The sequence below is a fragment of the Sulfolobus islandicus Y.N.15.51 genome, from assembly GCF_000022485.1.
GTDB lineage: Archaea > Thermoproteota > Thermoprotei_A > Sulfolobales > Sulfolobaceae > Saccharolobus > Saccharolobus islandicus.
Window position 1 is genome coordinate 113,102 of record NC_012623.1, and the last position, 19,260, is coordinate 132,361.

Annotated in this window: 20 protein-coding genes and 1 pseudogene; 8 read left to right on the forward strand and 13 right to left on the reverse strand. The window is 35.4% G+C overall.

Annotated elements, in window-relative coordinates; all coding sequences use genetic code 11:
• Window positions 1-141: 141 nt before the first annotated feature.
• From speB to YN1551_RS00655, 4 genes are all read right to left on the reverse strand, one after another.
• A complete protein-coding gene (speB, locus tag YN1551_RS00640; protein ID WP_012716966.1) occupies window positions 142-1,059 on the reverse strand; it encodes an agmatinase in 918 nt (305 codons plus the stop codon).
• A 182-nt stretch (window positions 1,060-1,241) separates the two neighbouring features.
• Window positions 1,242-1,910, reverse strand: coding sequence for a uracil-DNA glycosylase (locus YN1551_RS00645; protein ID WP_012712503.1), 669 nt, complete (start codon window positions 1,908-1,910; stop codon window positions 1,242-1,244).
• 37 nt (window positions 1,911-1,947) lie between these two features.
• On the reverse strand, window positions 1,948-2,211 hold the full coding sequence (locus YN1551_RS00650; protein ID WP_012712502.1) for a hypothetical protein: 264 nt from the start codon (window positions 2,209-2,211) through the stop codon (window positions 1,948-1,950).
• A 37-nt stretch (window positions 2,212-2,248) separates the two neighbouring features.
• Window positions 2,249-2,536: a hypothetical protein gene (locus YN1551_RS00655; RefSeq protein ID WP_012714547.1), complete on the reverse strand. Its 288-nt coding sequence runs from the start codon at window positions 2,534-2,536 to the stop codon at window positions 2,249-2,251.
• 156 nt (window positions 2,537-2,692) lie between these two features.
• On the opposite strand from YN1551_RS00655, the gene YN1551_RS00660 reads away from it, so the two are divergent.
• Window positions 2,693-3,325 carry a carbonic anhydrase gene (locus tag YN1551_RS00660; RefSeq protein ID WP_012716967.1) on the forward strand — a complete coding sequence of 211 codons (633 nt, stop codon included), beginning with the start codon at window positions 2,693-2,695 and terminating at the stop codon, window positions 3,323-3,325.
• Here YN1551_RS00660 and YN1551_RS00665 read toward each other — a convergent pair.
• A complete protein-coding gene (locus YN1551_RS00665; RefSeq protein WP_012716800.1) occupies window positions 3,312-3,863 on the reverse strand; it encodes a DUF433 domain-containing protein in 552 nt (183 codons plus the stop codon). The two genes, YN1551_RS00660 and YN1551_RS00665, sit on opposite strands and share 14 nt — an antisense overlap.
• Window positions 3,864-3,901: 38 nt before the next feature.
• Window positions 3,902-5,215 (reverse strand): M20/M25/M40 family metallo-hydrolase, encoded by a 1,314-nt coding sequence (locus YN1551_RS00670; RefSeq protein ID WP_012716799.1) that lies wholly within the window; start codon window positions 5,213-5,215, stop codon window positions 3,902-3,904.
• A gap of 129 nt (window positions 5,216-5,344) precedes the next feature.
• Between YN1551_RS00670 and YN1551_RS00675 the strand changes: the two genes are divergently transcribed.
• Window positions 5,345-6,862, forward strand: coding sequence for a 4-hydroxyphenylacetate 3-hydroxylase family protein (locus tag YN1551_RS00675; protein ID WP_012716968.1), 1,518 nt, complete (start codon window positions 5,345-5,347; stop codon window positions 6,860-6,862).
• A 15-nt stretch (window positions 6,863-6,877) separates the two neighbouring features.
• Here the strand turns inward: YN1551_RS00675 and YN1551_RS00680 are convergent, their stop codons facing one another.
• Together YN1551_RS00680 and YN1551_RS00685 are read right to left on the reverse strand one after the other, a co-directional pair.
• Entirely contained in the window at window positions 6,878-7,630 is a 753-nt protein-coding gene (locus YN1551_RS00680; RefSeq protein ID WP_012716969.1) for a CBS domain-containing protein, read from the reverse strand.
• Window positions 7,631-7,663: 33 nt separating this feature from the next.
• Complete coding sequence (locus tag YN1551_RS00685; RefSeq protein ID WP_012716970.1) at window positions 7,664-8,197, reverse strand: hypothetical protein; 534 nt, start codon at window positions 8,195-8,197, stop codon at window positions 7,664-7,666.
• A 107-nt stretch (window positions 8,198-8,304) separates the two neighbouring features.
• Between YN1551_RS00685 and treH1 the strand changes: the two genes are divergently transcribed.
• The 3 genes from treH1 to YN1551_RS00700 are packed head-to-tail and all read left to right on the forward strand — an operon-like array spanning window position 8,305 to window position 12,030.
• Entirely contained in the window at window positions 8,305-10,041 is a 1,737-nt protein-coding gene (gene treH1 / locus YN1551_RS00690; RefSeq protein WP_012716971.1) for an alpha,alpha-trehalase TreH1, read from the forward strand.
• Window positions 10,042-10,063: 22 nt separating this feature from the next.
• Window positions 10,064-11,257, forward strand: coding sequence for an Nre family DNA repair protein (locus tag YN1551_RS00695; protein ID WP_012716972.1), 1,194 nt, complete (start codon window positions 10,064-10,066; stop codon window positions 11,255-11,257).
• Window positions 11,254-12,030, forward strand: coding sequence for an SPL family radical SAM protein (locus tag YN1551_RS00700; protein ID WP_012716792.1), 777 nt, complete (start codon window positions 11,254-11,256; stop codon window positions 12,028-12,030). Before YN1551_RS00695 ends, YN1551_RS00700 begins: the two co-directional genes overlap by 4 nt.
• Before the next feature lie 2 nt (window positions 12,031-12,032).
• Here YN1551_RS00700 and YN1551_RS00705 read toward each other — a convergent pair whose 3' ends face one another.
• A complete protein-coding gene (locus tag YN1551_RS00705; RefSeq protein WP_012716973.1) occupies window positions 12,033-12,371 on the reverse strand; it encodes a DUF2173 family protein in 339 nt (112 codons plus the stop codon).
• Between the two features lie 206 nt (window positions 12,372-12,577).
• Window positions 12,578-13,831, reverse strand: coding sequence for an MFS transporter (locus tag YN1551_RS00710; protein WP_012716974.1), 1,254 nt, complete (start codon window positions 13,829-13,831; stop codon window positions 12,578-12,580).
• 153 nt (window positions 13,832-13,984) lie between these two features.
• On the opposite strand from YN1551_RS00710, the gene YN1551_RS00715 reads away from it, so the two are divergent.
• Complete coding sequence (locus YN1551_RS00715) at window positions 13,985-14,773, forward strand: aldose 1-epimerase (protein WP_012712489.1); 789 nt, start codon at window positions 13,985-13,987, stop codon at window positions 14,771-14,773.
• 71 nt (window positions 14,774-14,844) lie between these two features.
• The gene (locus YN1551_RS00720) at window positions 14,845-15,654 is read left to right on the forward strand and encodes a hypothetical protein (RefSeq protein WP_012716975.1); all 810 of its coding nucleotides are present in this window, start codon (window positions 14,845-14,847) and stop codon (window positions 15,652-15,654) included.
• On the opposite strand, the gene YN1551_RS00725 is transcribed toward YN1551_RS00720, so the two are convergent.
• Together YN1551_RS00725 and YN1551_RS16400 are read right to left on the reverse strand one after the other, a co-directional pair.
• The gene (locus tag YN1551_RS00725) at window positions 15,649-16,689 is read right to left on the reverse strand and encodes an encapsulin (protein WP_012716976.1); all 1,041 of its coding nucleotides are present in this window, start codon (window positions 16,687-16,689) and stop codon (window positions 15,649-15,651) included. The genes YN1551_RS00720 and YN1551_RS00725 overlap by 6 nt on opposite strands.
• 169 nt (window positions 16,690-16,858) lie before the next feature.
• Window positions 16,859-16,966 (reverse strand): annotated as a pseudogene (locus tag YN1551_RS16400) (IS5/IS1182 family transposase); the annotation flags it as partial.
• Window positions 16,967-17,260: 294 nt separating this feature from the next.
• Between YN1551_RS16400 and YN1551_RS00735 the strand changes: the two are divergent.
• Complete coding sequence (locus tag YN1551_RS00735) at window positions 17,261-18,421, forward strand: IS110 family RNA-guided transposase (protein ID WP_012715521.1); 1,161 nt, start codon at window positions 17,261-17,263, stop codon at window positions 18,419-18,421.
• Here the strand turns inward: YN1551_RS00735 and YN1551_RS00740 are convergent.
• The gene (locus tag YN1551_RS00740; RefSeq protein WP_012716978.1) at window positions 18,410-19,243 is read right to left on the reverse strand and encodes an IS5 family transposase; all 834 of its coding nucleotides are present in this window, start codon (window positions 19,241-19,243) and stop codon (window positions 18,410-18,412) included. The genes YN1551_RS00735 and YN1551_RS00740 overlap by 12 nt on opposite strands.
• Window positions 19,244-19,260 lie beyond the last annotated feature (17 nt).

Here is a 19,260-nt window from a genome sequence, read left to right on the forward strand (position 1 = left end):
CCTATTCGTCTTGTCCCTATTAAACCTACAAGTTGACCTAATTTGTACAGTCTTATTAGTGATTCTGTTTCCTTTTCCCTTCCGAATGGATTATTTGTTGGTTTTCCGTAAACAAACCACAATCTACTGGTACCACTAATTTTAAAGATTTAGTGAGAGTACGCTCATTCCTTCATAGATGATATTCGCAGCTAACATTGTGGTGATTTCGCTTACATCATATGGTGGGGCAACTTCTACAACATCAAATCCAACTAGTTTATCAAATCTCAGCTTTCTGATAATTTCTATAATTTCGAAGCTTGTCAAACCACCCACTTCTGGCGTACCAGTCCCAGGGGCAAACGCCGGATCTACAACATCTATATCAATGGAAACGTGTGTGGGACCAGATAGGGAATTTATTTCCCTTATAACAGAATCTAAATTATACTTTAAATCTCTAATTGTGAAACTCTTCACTCCTAACCTCTCCTTATCTTTAAGATCTTCTTTCGAGAACGTTGAGGCCCTAATTCCTCCTTGTATAGCTTCTTTGATTAAGCCCTCTTCAATTGCCCTCCTCAACCACGTACCATGCGTATGTTTCTTACCCCAATAGGAATCCCAGAAGTCGTAATGTGAATCCAAGTGTATGATATTTATTTTTCCATACTTCTTATGTAAAGCCCTTAAAACGGGTAACGTGATTGAGTGATCTCCACCAGTTATAAAGGGCACTAGGTTTTTTGATGATATTATTTCATAAAGATTCGTTTGTATTATGTTCATTGTATCCTCAATGTACCCCGGAATAATGTTTATATCACCCATATCACAAGCGTTAAGCTTATCAAAAGGATAAGTATCTAGGAATTGATTGTAAGGTCTTAATAATCTAGATCCTTGTCTTATTCCCATTGGTCCAAATCTGGCTCCCGGTCTATAAGTTACAGCATCATCGAAAGGTATTCCTAAAAACGCCGCCTTTATTTCCTCATCTCTTCCGCAAATTGGTAATCTACCGAAGGTAGAAATTTGTGTGAAGCGTGGAGATTTTAACGCGTCTATTTGCCTCATAACTATATCTTACTTTTATGATATTTTTAATTTAACGTTATAAGATAGTCCTTCTTATAAACGAGTCTTTACTTCTTTGCCATAACTAATGTTATTGTGTAATTTCTCAATATTTCGTCCCTCAAAAGTTTAATTAGACTTTATGATACAAATTTCATGAGTTAGGAGAGTTAATTAATTAATTAGGTAATTCTTTCCTTATTACTCACCAACTTTTTAGCAGTGCTAAATATTTCAACCAGCATATTCATTGTTAGCCTTCCAGTTTTCATATTCCTTGGACTTGGATGATAGCTTCCTATTAGCCATATTATTGACATATCTGGCTTTGTAACCTTTACTAAAGCACCATGATAAAATTTTACGTTAGGAACGCTATATCCAATTTTTTTAAAAACGTAAATGATTGAATCCCATGCGACTTTACCAAATGCGATATAAACTTTTGCGTTTTCTAGCATCCTTACCTCCTCTTCCAAGAATGTTGAACAGTTAATTATCTCATCCTTATTAGGCTTATTTTGTGGAGGTGCACATTTCACTGCAGAGGTAATGTAAACACGAAACAACTTTAAGCCATCATCCTTAGAAATTGAAAACGGCTGATTTGCAAATCCAACTGCATATAAAGCATTGGTAAGATTATTAGAACTCTCATCTCCGGTAAACATTCTTCCTGTCCTATTTCCCCCATTCGCTGCTGGTGCTAAGCCTATTATCACTATTTCAGCATTAATCTCACCATTTGGAGGAACTGGCTTTTTCCAGTAATTATCGGGAAAGGAGTTTCTATATTGTGTAAGTCTAGGGCACTTGTTGCACGAAATTAGCCTAGATATAAAGTTTTCCACTAATCTCTTTTGTAACAAAAGAATTTTAAGCTTTTATTTACAATTTAGTGGCAATATACCTAATTATTGTTTTCTTTAGAAAATTAACAATAACAAGATTATTACTATTATCATCAACTACCTCACATTCACCAGTATCCTTATTACATTTTATCCAATAGTTTTCAATCTTTATGCCATTCTGTTTGACGTCAGTTATCAAAGTGTTAAATTCGGTATCCTTTCTAATAGTTTCCAGTTTGAATCCGAAAATATCTGGTCTCTCCACGAGATACTTAATGTCAGAGATTGAAACTCCCATTATAAATAGAAACTACATAGTAAAATATAAGCTCTATTCAATCTGAGAAGAGAGACTCGTCTACGTTATATGCGTAAATATCATCGCTGACTTTAAACACTTTTATATCACTATCTATATCACTTATCGGTATTTCATACTTTACATTATCATTTCCCTTTTCATTAAATCTTATGGAATTTCCATTCACTTCCCCATAATAAATCATTCTCTCGCCATTGCAGACTGTTATAAATATGAATTTCTCATTTTTACAAAGACTTAGAAATGATTGGCATTCCCTTTTATCTTTAATTAATGTTCTTAGAATTGCAGAATAATCCATAACTAATAGTTTTTAATATGGTTTAAAAAGCATTATCCCTAATAATACCAAAATACTAAGATATGAATATTATTATAGCGCAATGTTATTTTAATCTTGTGTATCATTGTTTAAATCTTTAATAGATATTTTCTTAATAAATGTTTAAATTCACTTATGTCCGTATATAGTGGGATGAAGTTAGTTGTTTCTTGTATGGATAGGAGATTAAATTCTTATCTGAAGAAAAAGTATCCAGATGCTATAGTCATTAGAAATGCTGGAGCCAATGTTAATTCACTTTTGATAACGTTCGAAAAATACAAGGATAGAGTTGATGATGTGATTTTATTACCCCATACCGATTGTGGGGCAATGAAGGTTGTTTACTCCTCCTTAAAAGAAGGAAAGAAAATAACATCGCTTGTTGAGGAGAAGCTAGTGAGTCAGTTTAGCTCAAAGAAATTTAGCTCCCTTTCAGAGTTGGAAAGGTTGAACATGGAAATTCAAAAGGAAAATCTGAAAAGAATATTTGGAGATAAAGTAAGGACTGAGTTAATAGATGTAAATAAGATAGAAATTCCACCTTCTAACGAGCCTTACATGGCCTACGTAAGTAAACCTTCCCAGTTAGCTGAATTGAGTTCAAATATCTACCATATTTCAGCTGAAGATAAGGAAATTTGGGACAGTTTAGATATAGCAGTCTACGCTATGAAGATAAATAAAATTATAACTCCAGACGAGAAAACTGTTGAAAAGATAAAAGCTGCCTACCCTTCAGTTATCGTCTCTACTACTTCTTTCTAATATAGTTAAAGGATTCAATTACTACTGAAGCAGGATCCTTGAACTCAGATAACGATAAGTGAAAATCATCTATAAGTGAAGCAGAGTAGAGAATTGACTCAATTACGGCCTCTTTGGGTATACTTAGCTCCTCAGTTACTTGTGAAATTTCCTTTCCTTCATATAGTTTGTTTAGAACATCTACTACTTTCACATTAGAATTTTTTATTGTAGGATCATATTTATTATTTTCATTTTCCTTATCTATGAAAGCGTAGCTAGTAGGTCCTAATTTTCTCTTCAACCGTCTTGGGACTTTCGGCTTTACTTTCTTATAATATTTTAATATTTTCATCACATCAATGGCGTATTTTATACACTCCTTGATTTGTTTTAAGTTTATTTGATTGTAAAACGCCTTTGAAACTTCGTCAAATGTTTTATCTTTTGCAAGTTCATATAGTACGCTTTCCGGCCTGATTAAAGTTCCAGCTATATGTGGTCTCCCAAAATGAATATCCTTATATACTACGATGTAATCGTAACCTGGAAGGTCCACATTGAACTTTTTACTTTCTTATTTATTAAGATTATATATTATAGTGTCGAATATAATTTTAGAAATTCCTCAGTATGTTTTATAGCTTTATAGTAGTCATCTATCCTAATATTTTCATTAGGCGCATGCGCATTCGAGTAATACCCTCCAGCACCTATTGCACTGACTGCATCCCTTATCCCCAACTTATAAACAAAAAGCCCCATGGGTTGCGTACCAGCAGAATTAGGAATAACTTGTGGTTCAGTGCCATATACTCTTCTAGCGGATTCTATCATTGCTTTGACTACTGGAGAGTTAACTGATGTCCTAACAGGATATTCGAAGCCATGAGTAATTATTTCCCCATTAAAGCCAACCTTTTGGAGGTGTTTCTTCAACAGCTCGAAAATCTTGTAAGGATCTTGATTAGGGACTAGCCTAAAATCCAATTTCGCAAATGCTCTATGCGGTACGATTGTTTTACTGCCCTTTCCAGTATATCCACATTCGAATCCATCAATATTACAAGTTGGATAAGTTAGTAATGCTTCAGCAATCTTTTCCCTATCAGAATACCTTAATTCTTTAAACCCTAACGCTTTCCTTAGTTCCTCTACATCGATATCATATTTCTTTATTAACTCTCTTTCTTCTTCCGTTAATTCTCTTACATCATTATAAAACCCCTCAATCAACACTCTTCCTTCCATATCTACCAATGTAGATATTACCTTAGATAGGTCTATGCATGGATTTCTAACCAAGGGCGCATTTGAAGAGTGTAGATCTTTAGTTCCATAGTCAAGCACTAGTTCAACATATAATAACCCTTTTACTCCTAGCACTATTTGTGGTCTTCCTTTAGGGTCTAAACCAGCACCCTCCATTATCACTGAATCTGCCTTTAGTTTATTATCATTCTTTTCGATATAGTCTTCCAAATTTACACTGCCAATTTCCTCCTCTCCCTCGTAAAGTAATTTCACATTAACATTCAATTCGTGCTTATCTATTAAGTGCTTAATAGCAAATAACCTTGCCATTAAAGTTCCTTTATTGTCCGAGGCTCCTCTGGCGTAGATTCTGTCATTTTCAATTGTTGCTGAAAAGGGTGCTCTTTTCCACTCGCTTATTGGATCCACTGGTTGAACGTCATAATGGTTGTAAACAAGTAGCGTTTTTTTAGCATTAACGTTAATTTCAGCATACACTACCGGATGACCCTTAGTCTTCTCAATATTTGACTTTACGCCCAATAATTTCTCGATGGTTTCCTTGAGATAGTTCGCCGTTTCTTCTATTCCTTCTCCAGTTGCAGATATAGAGGGTTTCTTTAAGAATTCAATTAAAGTATAAAGTTCCTCATCCACTAGAGAATAATGTATTCTGTCTTTTTAAGTATGTTGGTTTGAATTTTAAAAATGTCAGTCATAAAGTTTTTATGATTATATTTATTGGCATATATCTAACTTTATAAACTAGTTCTACTATTATATAATATGGTTCTAAGAACTGGGGAAGAGTACGTTAATGCAATTAGACATAGGAATAAGGTTGAAATTTACGTTATGGGGAAGGAAGTAAAGGATGTAACAGAGCACCCTTTCTTAAAGCCTTCAGTACTTGCATTTAAAGCAACTTATGATGCAGCCCATGAGGAGGATAGTAAATCTTTAGGTAGAGCATGGAGTTCCTTTATTAATGAAGAGGTAAATAGATTCACCCATATCCATAGATCTCCAGAGGATTTGGCAGTCAAGGTTAAACTTCTGAGAAAGATTAGTCACAAAACGGGAGCTTGTTTTCAAAGATGCGTAGGTTGGGACGCACTAAATACAATATACGTCACCTCCAGACTTATGGCGGAAAAGGGTAAAAAGGAGTATTATGAGAGATTTGTTGAATATCTGAAATACGTTCAAAAGAATGATATAGCGTTAGCTGGAGCCATGACCGATGTTAAAGGTGTAAGAACGTTAAGACCTAATGAACAACCTCACGCCTACTTAAGAGTAACTCAGGTTACTAAAGATGGTATTTATGTCTCAGGTGCTAAGGCCAATATAACCGGAATAGCAGCATCTGAAGAAATTATTGTAATGCCAACTAGAGCAATGGGTGAGAAAGATAAGGATTTTGCGGTAGCCTTTTCCATCCCCTTAGATACTGAGAGTATTAAAGTTATAATAGGAAGACAAGTTAATGATGGGAGAAGGTTAGAAGAAGGGGAGATAGATGGATTGCCCTATCGCACTAATCATGAGGGCTTGGTAATATTTGATAACGTCTTCGTCCCAATGGAAAGAGTGTTTATGTTAGGGGATTGGCAGATGAGCGGAATCCTAGTTGAAATTTTCAGCTCCTATCATAGGCAAGGCTATGGAGGTTGTAAATCTGGATTAGGGGATGTGATAATTGGCGCAGCATATAATTTAGCTAAACAAATTGGAGTTGAAAAAGCTCCACATATTCAGAACAAGCTGAATGAAATGGTTTTGTTGAATGAGAACATGTATGGAAGTGGTATTGCTGCCAGTCTAGACGCAGTTAAGTTATGTGAGGATGGGTGCTGGTGGGTGAATCCCATGTTTGCAAACGTTACTAAGCAATTAGTTACGAGATTTCCTTACGAGATTACTAAGTTTTCAACAGATATCGCAGGAGGTATAATAGGCACTGCTCCTAGTGAGTGGGACTTAAAGAACCCTAAACTTAAACCATATATTGAGAAGTACCTACAAGGTATGATGGACTACAGTACGGAAGATAGGCTAAGAATGGTAAGATTATTGGAGAATATAGGGTTTAGTGTAGCGTTTCTCATTGAGTCAGTTCACGGAGCAGGTAGTCCAGAGGCTCAGAGAATTGCAATAAATAGGGTTTATGATTACGAGTATGCTGAAAAGATTGCTAAATACTTATCACAAACAGAGAAGAGAATTGAGTTTAAGGAAAACGCAGAGCCTTGGAGAAGTACAGATACGGAAAAGCTAGCTAATAATGGAGGCCAAAAATAAATAATTAAAAAGTTTTTATACTATGTTAATGTATGCATACATAAGGTCTCTTTCAGTAACTATTCCAACTAATTTTTGATTCTCCATAACTGGTAATGTGCCTATTCTCTTTTCTATCATCAATTTAGCCGCATTTAATATACTGTAATATCTGCTAATAGTTATTGGGTTTTTAGTACCAGCATCTAGGACTTTTCCTATGTTTTTATTCTTAGCTAGATATTTAACTATATCAGCTGCAGTAATTATGCCAATCAGTTTGTTATTCTTGCTAAATACTGGTAATCTCCTCACGTTATTCATGGCCATTAGTTTGGCAGCTTCTAATATTGTGCTTTCCTCACCTATGGATACTACGTTACTTGACATCACGGAATCAACTAATCCAGAGAACATCGAGGATGCTATTAGTTTCAAGACCTCTCTTTCAGTAAAAATACCCACAATAGCGTTATTATCAACTACTGGAATTCCTCCAATATTGTTCATTAACATTATTCTAACTACATGATTGACGTCATCATTGGGCCAGACAGTAATTAAATCCTTACTCATTAAATCCTTAACCTTTAAATCGTATATATTAGTCCCGTATTCGCTGAAAGAGGCAACAACATCCCTAGTAGAAACCATTCCAATAGGCTTTTCCTCCTTCAAAACAACAATTCTACCTGTTGGATTATTGGAAAGTATATCAATTGCCTCCTTTAAGGAGGACTCTGGGAAAACAGTTATTACAATAGGATTTGCTACATCAAGCACTTTCATATATAATATATTGTCATGATAGTTAAAAAAGTTTCAAATGACGACTCTTGTGTTTTTCCCTACCTTCTCCACATTTCTCAACAATTCCCTATAATCACTTACAAAGGTAAAATTGTGCAATTTCATGTTTATCTCATAATATCCCTCTCTATCCTTAGCCTTGATCATCAGCCTATCGTTCCTATAACTTACACTATAGTAGTATGAGCTTGACGACAACGTTGTTTCATTATCTCCATATTTTGAAATTGGGTTTTCTGCTAAAATAATAGATCTTATTTCAAAAAATGTTTTCGATAATATTAGTTCCACAAAGCCTTCGATGTCCTCCTTTTCGGAAACGAATATTGCTATGGAACTAGTAGCTGAGAGAAACGGATCATTTCTCAACGCGTAATCCAAATTCTCGAACAAGTGAATGCTATTTAAGCCGTCTAATGGGAAGTTCCACAACTCCTCATAACTAGCCATATAAGGCTTTCCATTAACTATAGCCCTTATTTTGAAATTATATGATGAGCATACAACATTAGCTGGTATCCTTTTCCTATCGTCAAGACAGTACATCTTTAATCATAATATTTCTTATCAACTTATATCTTAAATAATGATTATAATCTAGTTGCCTTATTTGGCTAATGACTTATATAGTTGTTTAACCTTTCTTGATAGTTATGAAAACACTTGGATTCATATCAAATCAGATAACATCAGCCCTAATTGATTTATCCTCAATTGTTTGGTTTCCAGTACCCAAGTTCGACTCTCCGTCAGTGTTCACTAGGTTGTTAGATGAAGATGGAGGAGAGTTTTCCATATTACCAGAAGGACAAGAAATAATAGCTGTTAAACAAGAATATGTTTATCCATTAGTAATAATGACTGTCATACGTACTAAGCAAGGCGAAATAAATATTACTGATCTCATACCATTGGGTGAAACAGTAATTATAAGAAAGGTTGAATCGGAAATTCCTTTTAAGGTCGTGTTTAGACCTAGATTCTATTATTCTCTATACAAGCCCATAATCGGTGGTAGTAAATTTGTAAATCCAAGAGGAAGGGATTGTATAGCGTTTCTTTACGACTTTTCAGGCAAGGTCAAAAGATCCGGAAATTACGTTTGGAATTTTAGTAATGGGAAAGGATATTTAATAGCCAACTATGCCTCTGACGTTAAACACGGCGTTTTTAGCGAAAGGGGTTCAACGTTAAATGCCATGTATGAAAGATCATTTGAAAATACGATAAACTATTGGAAAAGTACTGATGTGAAAGACGTTAAATCATTTAATGACCTTTATAAGGCATCCATATATACAATGCTAGGCTCTATTTATGCGCCTTCTGGAGGAGTAGTTGCAGCTCCTACAACTTCTTTACCAGAAGTTGAAGGTGGAAAGAGAAATTGGGATTATAGATTTGCATGGATAAGAGATTCTTCGATTATAGCTGAAGCCTTGTTAGAAGCTGGATTCATTGTAGAAGCTAGAAGAATAATAAACTTCTTACTTTCACTCATAAATTTCTCGTCAAAGCCATTTTACTATCCCCTATATACAATAGAAGGTACAATTCCTCCCCCTGAAAGGAAATTACGATGGCTATCTGGATACAAGAATTCTAAACCAGTAAGAATAGGAAACGGGGCTTCTTCTCAGATTCAATTAGATATCGAAGGATTTTTCATTTCGGCTCTTTATAAATATGTAAAGTTGACTAATGATCAAGTGTTTCTGAAAGACGTTTTTAGTAAAGTGAAGTACATTGGGGACTGGATAGCAGAGAATTGGAGCTTAAAAGATTCTGGTATTTGGGAGGATAGGGGGAGTCCTCAACACTATACTCACTCTAAAATTATGATGTGGATAGCACTGGATAAAATAGGGAAACTAGCAAACTTAATCGGATATGCTGACATTTGGGCTAAAGAGAGGGATAAGCTTAGAAACTGGATATTCACTAACTGTGTAAAGAACAATTATTTTATCAGATATTGTGGGAATACTGATGATGTAGATTCATCATTACTATCAGCATCATTATATGGGTTTATTGAAGTTAACGATAATATATTTATTAATACCCTGACGAAAATTGAAAATGACCTAAAAACTGATGTATTTGTGAAAAGATACAAGACCGATTTCATGGGAGAAGCGAAACACCCATTTTTACTGACTACAGTATGGCTTGCTAGAGTTTATATGCGATTAGAAAAAATAGATGGTGCTATAGAAATATTGGATAAGATCAATAAGATTTCAAGAGAACTACATTTAGTGGGTGAACATATCGACGTAGAAAAAGGGGAGTTTACTGGCAACTTTCCTCAAATTTTTGTACATGGGCAGTTAGTAATTGCAATAAAAGAGCTTAACGAGATGTTAACTGATAAAAATATTATATAGATAAGAAAGTAAGATTAGATTAGTGATAAGGCCAGAATTATGCATAAGGTGTAGAGGAGCAAAGTACCTTTGCGGTCTTTCATACTGTCCAATCATAGTTAATACTAAAACGGTAAGAATAGATTTCAAGGAGGTATATGGTTCTTCCCCACCAACCGTCTTTGTAGGTAGATTTAGTTATCCCAAAATTACAATTTATCCCTCTACTCCGCCAATTTTGGGTGATACAACTAAGTTTGAAGACTCCAAATATTGGCTTAATACTGACTTAAGTGAGTTCTTATCGATGAGGCTTTCCTTAGTTAGAGGTGGTGTCAAATATCACAGAGATGATGCAAGATTACCAGATAGGTTTTTACTGGATATTCAGAGTATAACAATATCATCGAGACCAGTTGAATTGGATTTAAGGCTGAAGAGAATACCTTCTGGAGGTATTTTAGATGAAAGTCTGCCACCTCTAGGTCCTTCAGCACCATTGGAAAAGCTTGAAATAGCTACATTGCCTCCTCCCTTAGCAGTAGTAGAGAAGGTTTATGATGATAACGATATGAGAGCTAAAGATGGTATAATGAAATTATATAATGCAGGGATTGACGTAGAAAAAATATCCAGGATATTAAGTATTGGTGGAATTGGGAAGGAAAGAAAATTAGTACCTACTAGATGGAGTATAACAGCAGTGGATAAGGCTATTTCCGATACTCTAATTGAGAATATAAAGAGTTATGACACGATAGACAAGGTTGAAGTATATTTCAGAAAACATAATAAGAATATTTTCATCGCAATTCTTCTTCCTAGAGATTGGAGCTTTGAATGGGGAGAAGCCTGGTATCCTGGAAGTACTTGGAATAAGTTTGGCAACTATGTTGATATAGAAGTGGATAACGAAAGGTATCATGGTAGATCTGATTATCCAGAAATAGGTGGCTGTTATTACGCTTCTAGATTAGGGGTGACGGAATTCTTGGCAAGCAGAAAGAGACAAGCCACTGCAATACTATGGAGGGAAATATATGGAGGATTCAACTTGCCATTAGGTGTTTGGTTTGTTAGGGAAAACGTTAGGGAAATGTTTAAAGGCAAGCCAGTAGTATTTGACGACATAACTACTGCCTTAAATTTCGTTAAGAGATTATTAAGGTCTGATTTAAAGCAGTGGTTAAGCAAGTCAGTACTCTCCTTTAATACCATTGATAAGTGGTTAAAATGATTGTAAAGTCCATTAGGGTGAAATCTGCTTTAAGTAAATCTGGATTGAAAGAGTTAAACTATAGTCTAAATCCTTATTTAGGTTGTGTATTTTCTTGCCCCTATTGTTATGCCCCCAATTTCACTCCAGATAGGGAGGCTTCAGAAAATTGGGGGAAAGTTGTAGCCGTTAAGGAGAACTTGCTTGAGGTTTTAGAGAGAGAAGTGAAAATCTATAAGAGGGGAGTAGTTGGGATATCCACGATAACTGATGCTTATCAACCAATAGAGGCTTTAAGAAAGCTCACTAGGGAAAGTCTAAAGATATTATTAAAAAATGGTTTCAGAGTTTCAATTCAGACCAAGTCACCCTTAATTTTAAGGGATATTGACTTACTCTTAGAATACAAGGATAGAGTTGATGTTGGATTTACAGTTACTAGTTTAAATAATAAGTTAGAACTTAACGCACCTCCAGCTAAAGGTAGATTGAGAGCCTTAGAGAAACTCAGTAATGAAGGGCTAGAAACTTGGATTTTCCTAGGGCCTATTATTCAAGGTGTAAATGATGCTGAGATAGAGAATATAATCCGAGAAATTTCAAATATTAAGGTAAGGGTAATTTTCGACAGTTTCCATTACTATAGGGGGTTAAAATTTAAGGAGGGTTCTACGCAGTGGTGGGTTAATTTGAGGAATAGAATATTGGAGAATTGTAAGAGATATGGTATGGAATGCCATGAAGAAAGTGAGGATTGGATTTATGAAAAAAGAAGATATTATAAAACTTTTTAGCCTTAGATTCCAGCTACTTCTCTTAATGTCTTAAATATTTGATTGAAATCTGCCTCAGTAAGTCTAACGAACACTCCATAATTTCCCATTACGCATACTACATACTCTCCTGCAGCTACAGCCCACCCTAAGAATGGTGTCCATCTCATTCCAGAAATCTTTGTGAAAGACTCTGCTTCCACAGTTCCCATTAAAGTGTTAGCTGCTACCATCTTTGCTATCATCTCAGCCATCTCCTTAGGCATTGGTCCCTTATACTCTACAAGTTTTCCATCTGGTGTATATTCTCCAGCAGCTATTGCTCCTTTTAATTGCATTAGTTTATCGAGCTTTTCACTCATTTTTTCACCTCTACTAAATATTAGATAAATCATTTTAATAAATTTTATGATTAAACATTATAAAAAAGTATAACATATCAAGTTTTATTTTATTTATTTTCTCTAAAGTTTAACAAAATAACGTATAAAATCATCCTAAAGTTTACGTCGATAAAATGTCATAAAGTTTAAATATTAGTCTATTTTTAATAAAAATTAAGATAAAATCATCCTTCCTCCAGATATCTAAATATCCATGAAGCAATTAAGAGTATAATCCCTGCAACTATAAAATCTATACCGTAACTAATATAGTGCGTGATATAACCAGATAAAAGTGACCCCACAAATAATGATATCCCTACTACTGTACTATAAACTCCAAGTCCAGTTCCTTGTCTTCTCTCCCCAACAATTTTGAATATTAAGGTAGTAGATGAGGAGTAAAATACTGCATAGGCAATTCCGGCTGCCAATGGATAGAATATTAATCCAGAGATTAATATTGGAATACCTAAAAATAGTTGGGCAAATATACCAAGTAAAACGTATAACACACCTCTCAGGATAAGTGAAATGTATGCTAATCCTTTCTCATCTTTATTCTCCAGTAACGTTGAGGATATCCTAAATCCTAAAATTTGAAATATCATACCAACGCTTATTACAGCCAACACTTCAGATTTATTTAATCCCTTCACGTACAAACCTGCTGGATATACAGTATTGAATATTCCGCTGCTTATGTAAAATAACACTATTCCTAAGTAAAGTAGAGGAATGTAATTAAGGGGTTTCCTAAATAATCTACTCACGGAAAACATTTTAAAGTGATGAATATTAGGTAGATGAAGGAACATCATTGGCAAGTGTCTCATTCTAGTCAAAAACGATTCCTTATTGTGTATAATAGCTGCCCTTTCAAATGTAATTATGGGTTTAGGTAGTATTTTTACACTTGCAATTAACGTAGCCAGTACTGAAAATCCCAGTATTTCCTCTATTTGGTCAATTCTTAAGAGAATTACTAGAAAAGTCGAAACAACCAATCCTAGCAAGACACCTATAGAGGAGAGTAAAGAGAATCTTGAGAAGAGAGAGCCCCAGTGTTTTTTCTCAGCGGACTCCATTATTAGTAAATTGAATGGTGTTGTTGACGCAGTGCTCATAAATGTAATTAAAGCGTAATTTAAGGTAATTAATGAGATACTTTTCATGAAGGGCATTACAATAAGGGGAATTGAAACTCCAGCTAAGCTTAGCAATATTTGTTTCTTTCTATCCATCTTGTCAGCTAGGAATCCCCATATTATTGAAGCTGGAATTAGAACAGCGTTACTTAAGGAGATAGCGTATGCTACGTCAATTGCATTCCCTCCAAGCGAAAGAATCTGTAATGTTACTAACGTGGATAAAGGACCTATTGAAGCATTATAAGGTATCACTAGATACATCCATCTGGTATCCTTATACTTAATCATTACTTGTTTTAGCCACAATGTAATGTTTAAAAGTTTTATTGTAAAGTTTAACGAAAAGTAGATCCTTGTATAAGTTTAAATTTTTTAAATATGAAAAACAAGAGGATGCTCAGACAGAAAATAAATTTAATCCCAGTCCGAATGTGAAAGTGTATGAAAATAAAAAAGGGAGATACAGAAGCTGAAATTTTAACAAAAGGTGCATATCTTAATGCATTTAGAATAGGAAGTAAAGATATGATATTAAAGGGTGATCTGGAGAGACCAACAAGGGGTGGTATGGCGATTCTAATACCATATTCAAATAGAGTGAAAAATGCAGAGTATATATTTGAGGGAGTAAAATATACCTTACCTCAAAATAGGGAGGGAAATGCAATACATGGACTAGTAATGGACAAGGAATTCAGCGTGGTAACCAAAAGTGACGATAGCGTTAGTTTGGAGCATGTTTTAGAACATGAAGGATATCCTTCTAGACTGGATTGTTTAATAACCTACAAGGTTTTCAAATATGGTCTTAGGACAAAGATAGTTGTAAGAAATGTGGGAAATAAAAGAGCCCCGTTGACAGTTGGCGCGCATCCTTACTTTATTACAGCTGACGATTGGAGGATAATAGTGGAAAAGGAGGAAAGCGTAAAGAAGTGTGTAAGTTTCAATAAAATTCCCACTGGGGAATTGATAAAGACTAAACTTGAGCATACTGATTATGATGATTGTTTCTTGATAAGTGGAAGTATTCAGTTACATTCCTCATACTCAAAAGTTAGAATTACAAGACGAAACATGCCGTTTGTCCAAATATATACTGGTATAAGGGGCACAGTTGCGATAGAACCTATGAGTGGTGCTCCAGATGCGTATCACAATGGTTTAGGACTTAAAATATTGGAGCCAAATGAAAGCTCATATTTTGCGTTTGCGTTTCGTTTCCACTAAACGTTTTTATATATAGGTAATCTTCTATATAAATCAATAAGGTTTATATTTTAAAATTATATATTAGATTTATGCCCTATGCAGAAGAAATGGAAGTGAAAGCTAATAGATCTCAGTTATTGTCGTTCTTTATAGACCCAGTGAGGTTTACTGGAATATTAGGTCATCTGATGATTGTCAATATATTTGATAAGAGTGAAAATAAATTTGTGACAATGGGTAGTCTAAAAAATCCAGAGAATAGGTTCAAAGTTCTCTATGTAATTGGAGATCCTGAATCACGAGTGACAATGTTCTCGGGTACAATGGAAGGACCTATGCTTACATTTAATACTATTACATATAAAGGGGAAGGGGATAATGGGAAATTAACATGGAAGACAGATCTCATTTTGACAGAATTAGGTAGACTAACAAGAATAAAAGTGGTTGTTGATGCGAAGCAAAGCTTCGGTTTTCTAGATAAAGTCAGAATGGGAGATTTTGATTTTGCAACACATTTAGTAAAAGAGCACATAGCACCATTTCTAAGATTTTATTTCAAGCCTTCTATAAACGAAGAAACTCCAACCCTTAATGAGGTATTTAGATTTAGAGGAAGCGTTGAAGAGGTTATATTGAAATTAAGGGAAGTTATAATAAATATTAAACAAGGAGGTATAATTATTCTTGGAGAAGATTATAATATAATGACATCAATTGTCAATGGAGAAGTTTCTCATGCACAGATAAATAACATGGATGTGAATGGAAATGAGGTATTCGCATATTTGCTTAAGGCTAGCGGAAATGTAGAATTAATCGCGTATGAGATTTCTTTAGATGATTTAATATTTAAGAACTTAAAAAAGAGACTGGAAGAAGTAAAAGCTAGATCATGATGTTTTTTGTGTAATTCTACAAGATGCTGAGCTACTTATTAATCTAGGTGCAATCTGTTCTGTGATTAAATATACCTCATAATCCCTTTCTTTGGACAAGTATTCAACGTTAGCTTCAGAGAAAACTAAAATGTCAAATCCCTGCTTACTAATTATGTAAATTTCATCATTATTGACAATGTCCGTAGGTATTACATTTCCTATCTCCTTTATCATTTCAATTTCGTAGGTCCCAGTTCTATCAACTACCCTAAATGTTTTAGAATAGTTTGAGCTAGATATCAATACGTAAATATCTTTCCCGAATCCCTCTTTAGCTAAATTCTCATACGCTTTTAGAACATCGAGTAGAATATTTCCAGAAATATTCCAATCAGATGCGGTTATTTGCGAGCCCATTTTTAGAGGGGATAACAGATGATTCTTTAGCAATAGTTGATTCTCTGTCTTAGCAAAAGATTTACCAGCCACTATAGCTGTCCTTCTTGAATCGTTCTTCTGACCCGAATAAAATTTAACTTGAGAACTAATTAATGGAACTTCATATAGTGTCACACTTTTGCTTTGAACCGTATCACCCGAATCTTCTTTTACTTCTGAAAAAGGTACAGTAGTAGATTCATATTTTATCATATTTCCTATATTTCTTACTACTCTATTTGACATAATTCCCTCAATTATCCAGCTCACTATAGGGTCTTTACGACTCTCGCTAGGTGTGGGCTGAATTAAAGGAAAATCCTTACTTTCTCCAATTAGTTTGGAGGCTTCTTCCCATCCCTTTTTAAAATAACTGAAATCCTCTGGAGAAAGTTGGTATAGCAATCTTAGGAATTCCCCAAAATGAGTCATCTCCTCCCTAGTTATATCCTCATGTACTTTTCTTAACTTCTCGTCATCTATATATTTATTTTGTTGTAAATAAAAGTTTATAGCATCGATCTCAGCAGCTATCGCATTTCTTATAGCTCTGACAGCTTCCTCTTTGTCAAATTTTTCTTTTCTAGTTAAAGTAGAGGGGTCATTAGAGAACAAAGACTTAACACCCCTATATTTTATAATATTATATATAAAAATTATGATGTCTCCTTAAGTTTTCTCTTATCATATGCTTTGTTGATCTCTTCAATTTATTTCATAAGCATGATATGATGCACTGAGAATTTTTCAGTAATTAATATTTATTTCAACGTTATTCGCAAGCTCACACCCTAATACCCGGAGCTCTACCAACTAAAGAATTAGCCAAGTGGACCATCCATGCATAAGCCCAGAACTTGAGCTTAGCCTCAACCACTTGCCCTAAAAAACTCCTACGGGGCAATCCACGCAAAACAAGAGAACGAATAAAACCAAGTATTACAAGAGAAAAGGAAATAAACAAGTAAGGAGAAAAACAACATAAGCTCATAGAAAACATGGGGATAAAACCCCATCTACAAGGCTAGCTGTGAAGCCCCTAGAACGATCTAACAAGAGGGGATAAAAACCCCCGAGTAGGAGGTTGTAACAAAATACTCTAGGGGCTGAAACACTTAACACTATGCAAAGAAAACAAGGTATTATGAGAACAAAAAATATCTCGAGAAACGCGTAATACACAAGCATGGAATTAAAAGTTACAAACAAGGCCTTCGCAATTGATATTTCACAAAGCAAACTAACAGCAGCAAAGGGAGAACTAGTAGTAGAACAAGAAAAATCAGCAGTATACGTCAAGGAGGTAAAGGAATTCAACCACGACAACGAGGGAATAGAGGAACTAATTAAATTCCTAGGAGAATATAAGGAAGGAATAATAGAGGCAACTGGAATATATTACTTCTACCTACACGAAAAACTAACGGAAAAAGGATACAAGGTAACAGTAATAAACCCACTACACCTAACAGAAATACTAGGGAAAAAGACAGACAAACTCGACGCACAAAGGTTACTAGTAGCACACATGACCGGAGTAATCAAGGGATCATACATACCAACAGGAGAAATAATGGAGCTAAGAGAACTAACGAGATATAGGGAAAGCTTAGTAGAGAAGACAACACAAGTAAAGAACGAGATAAGGAAAATATTAGAATTCGCGGGATATAAAATACAACCATTCGACAAGAAGGGAAGAAAACTACTTGAAAAGCTAGTAAAGGGGGAGGGACTAAGCAAGGAAGAGAAGGAGGAACTAAAAGAAAAACTAGGGAGAAACTTAAACGACGCGGAAAAACTAGCGTTAAAACAATTAGTTGAACTGTTAAAAAACTTGGAGAAAATGATTAAGGAGGTTGAGGATATGATAATTTCCAAGATTCCAAAACCAGTAATTGAGTTGAGTAAGATCCCCGGAATTGGTTTGATTAGTGCTGCAACTATTTACGCTGAGTTCGGTGATGTTTCCCGTTTTTCCAGTTCTAAGGCTGCTAGGGCTTATGCAAGCTTTGCACCCAAAACTAAGCAGAGTGGTGATAGCGAGTCTCACTCCGGTATGATTAGGGGTAATAAGTATTTGCGTAGAGCTCTCTACTTGGTTGCCAAGGTTGCTAGGGGTCTTGAGCCTTTTAAAGGGTATTATGAGAGGCTTATTGCTAGGGGGAAGAGTGTTACTCAAGCTACTTGTGCTCTTGCCGGAAAGCTTGCAAGCATTTGTTATCATGTTATAAAGGACGGTGTTTACAAGGGAGTTGTCAAGAAGAGTTTTAGGATTCCTAGGGGTAAGGAAGTTAATGTCAAGGACTTCGACGTGGGAGACGCGCTAGACTCGTTATCCCCATAGGTTTGTTAGAGGCGTCAGCATGTAGTGCCTTGTAGCCCTAACAGATTCCCCAAAAGTACGCTTCACAGCAGATAATAAGGACTCAATCCTCCACCTAACACCGTAACCCTTCTCCTCCCTCCAACGATTATAACCCAACCTCTTGAACTCCCTTACAGCCTTTCTCCTAGCAGGATGACCGCGTCTAGTGGAGGCGTTCTCCCTAGGTGGGGCAACAACCTCAACCCCAGTCTTGTAAACCTCATTAGCATCATAAGCTTTATCTCCATAAAACTTCTTGACCTTCTTTCCCTTATCTTGTAAATCCTTAACCGTCTTAACTGCAGTCTGAACCTCGTTGCTGGTTACTTCAGCGTTTATTACGTTGAATTGGTCCTTATCCATTACTATTTCGATCTTGAGGAATTTTGAGTCCTTGGTTTTTCCCCATTTTGCGATAATGTATTGTCCTCCCTTGTTTGTGCTTATTCCCGTTGCGTCTGCTATTACTTCAAGTTGGTCATTTGCCTCTGGGAATTTTATGTTCATGTTTCTTACTCTTTCCCATATTGTTGAGTAGTCTAGGCTTGTTGGGATGATTTTCAGTCTCTCTAGTGCTCTCAATACTCCTTCTATGGCCCTATAAGGTAGGAACAAGTGCAGGAACGCTAGGAAGTCGTTGAACTCCTTTGGCGCCTTGTAGGTTTTCTTGGCATTCCTATTCTCTTCTGCTAGTAATTCCCACCAGTGTTGGAAGACGTAGAAGGGGAACATTAGCTCGTATCTAGTTATAACGTTCTCGTCGTACTTGCTCCAATCCCTCTTGTACTTACTCTTTCCCATGAGTAATACTCGGTATA

What these genes read in the sequence shown, in the direction of transcription:
- YN1551_RS00680 (WP_012716969.1), bottom strand. Translation starts at nt 7,630, where the DNA reads ATGAAAGTGCTTGATGTAGCAAATCCTATTGTAATAACTGTTTTCCCA.
- speB (WP_012716966.1), bottom strand. Translation starts at nt 1,059, where the DNA reads ATGAGGCAAATAGACGCGTTAAAATCTCCACGCTTCACACAAATTTCT.
- YN1551_RS00710 (WP_012716974.1), bottom strand. Translation starts at nt 13,831, where the DNA reads ATGATTAAGTATAAGGATACCAGATGGATGTATCTAGTGATACCTTAT.
- YN1551_RS00650 (WP_012712502.1), bottom strand. Translation starts at nt 2,211, where the DNA reads ATGGGAGTTTCAATCTCTGACATTAAGTATCTCGTGGAGAGACCAGAT.
- YN1551_RS00660 (WP_012716967.1), top strand. Translation starts at nt 2,693, where the DNA reads ATGTCCGTATATAGTGGGATGAAGTTAGTTGTTTCTTGTATGGATAGG.
- YN1551_RS00720 (WP_012716975.1), top strand. Translation starts at nt 14,845, where the DNA reads ATGCCCTATGCAGAAGAAATGGAAGTGAAAGCTAATAGATCTCAGTTA.
- YN1551_RS00740 (WP_012716978.1), bottom strand. Translation starts at nt 19,243, where the DNA reads ATGGGAAAGAGTAAGTACAAGAGGGATTGGAGCAAGTACGACGAGAAC.
- YN1551_RS00735 (WP_012715521.1), top strand. Translation starts at nt 17,261, where the DNA reads ATGGAATTAAAAGTTACAAACAAGGCCTTCGCAATTGATATTTCACAA.
- YN1551_RS00715 (WP_012712489.1), top strand. Translation starts at nt 13,985, where the DNA reads ATGAAAATAAAAAAGGGAGATACAGAAGCTGAAATTTTAACAAAAGGT.
- YN1551_RS00675 (WP_012716968.1), top strand. Translation starts at nt 5,345, where the DNA reads ATGGTTCTAAGAACTGGGGAAGAGTACGTTAATGCAATTAGACATAGG.
- YN1551_RS00655 (WP_012714547.1), bottom strand. Translation starts at nt 2,536, where the DNA reads ATGGATTATTCTGCAATTCTAAGAACATTAATTAAAGATAAAAGGGAA.
- YN1551_RS00705 (WP_012716973.1), bottom strand. Translation starts at nt 12,371, where the DNA reads ATGAGTGAAAAGCTCGATAAACTAATGCAATTAAAAGGAGCAATAGCT.
- YN1551_RS00700 (WP_012716792.1), top strand. Translation starts at nt 11,254, where the DNA reads ATGATTGTAAAGTCCATTAGGGTGAAATCTGCTTTAAGTAAATCTGGA.
- treH1 (WP_012716971.1), top strand. Translation starts at nt 8,305, where the DNA reads ATGAAAACACTTGGATTCATATCAAATCAGATAACATCAGCCCTAATT.
- YN1551_RS00685 (WP_012716970.1), bottom strand. Translation starts at nt 8,197, where the DNA reads ATGTACTGTCTTGACGATAGGAAAAGGATACCAGCTAATGTTGTATGC.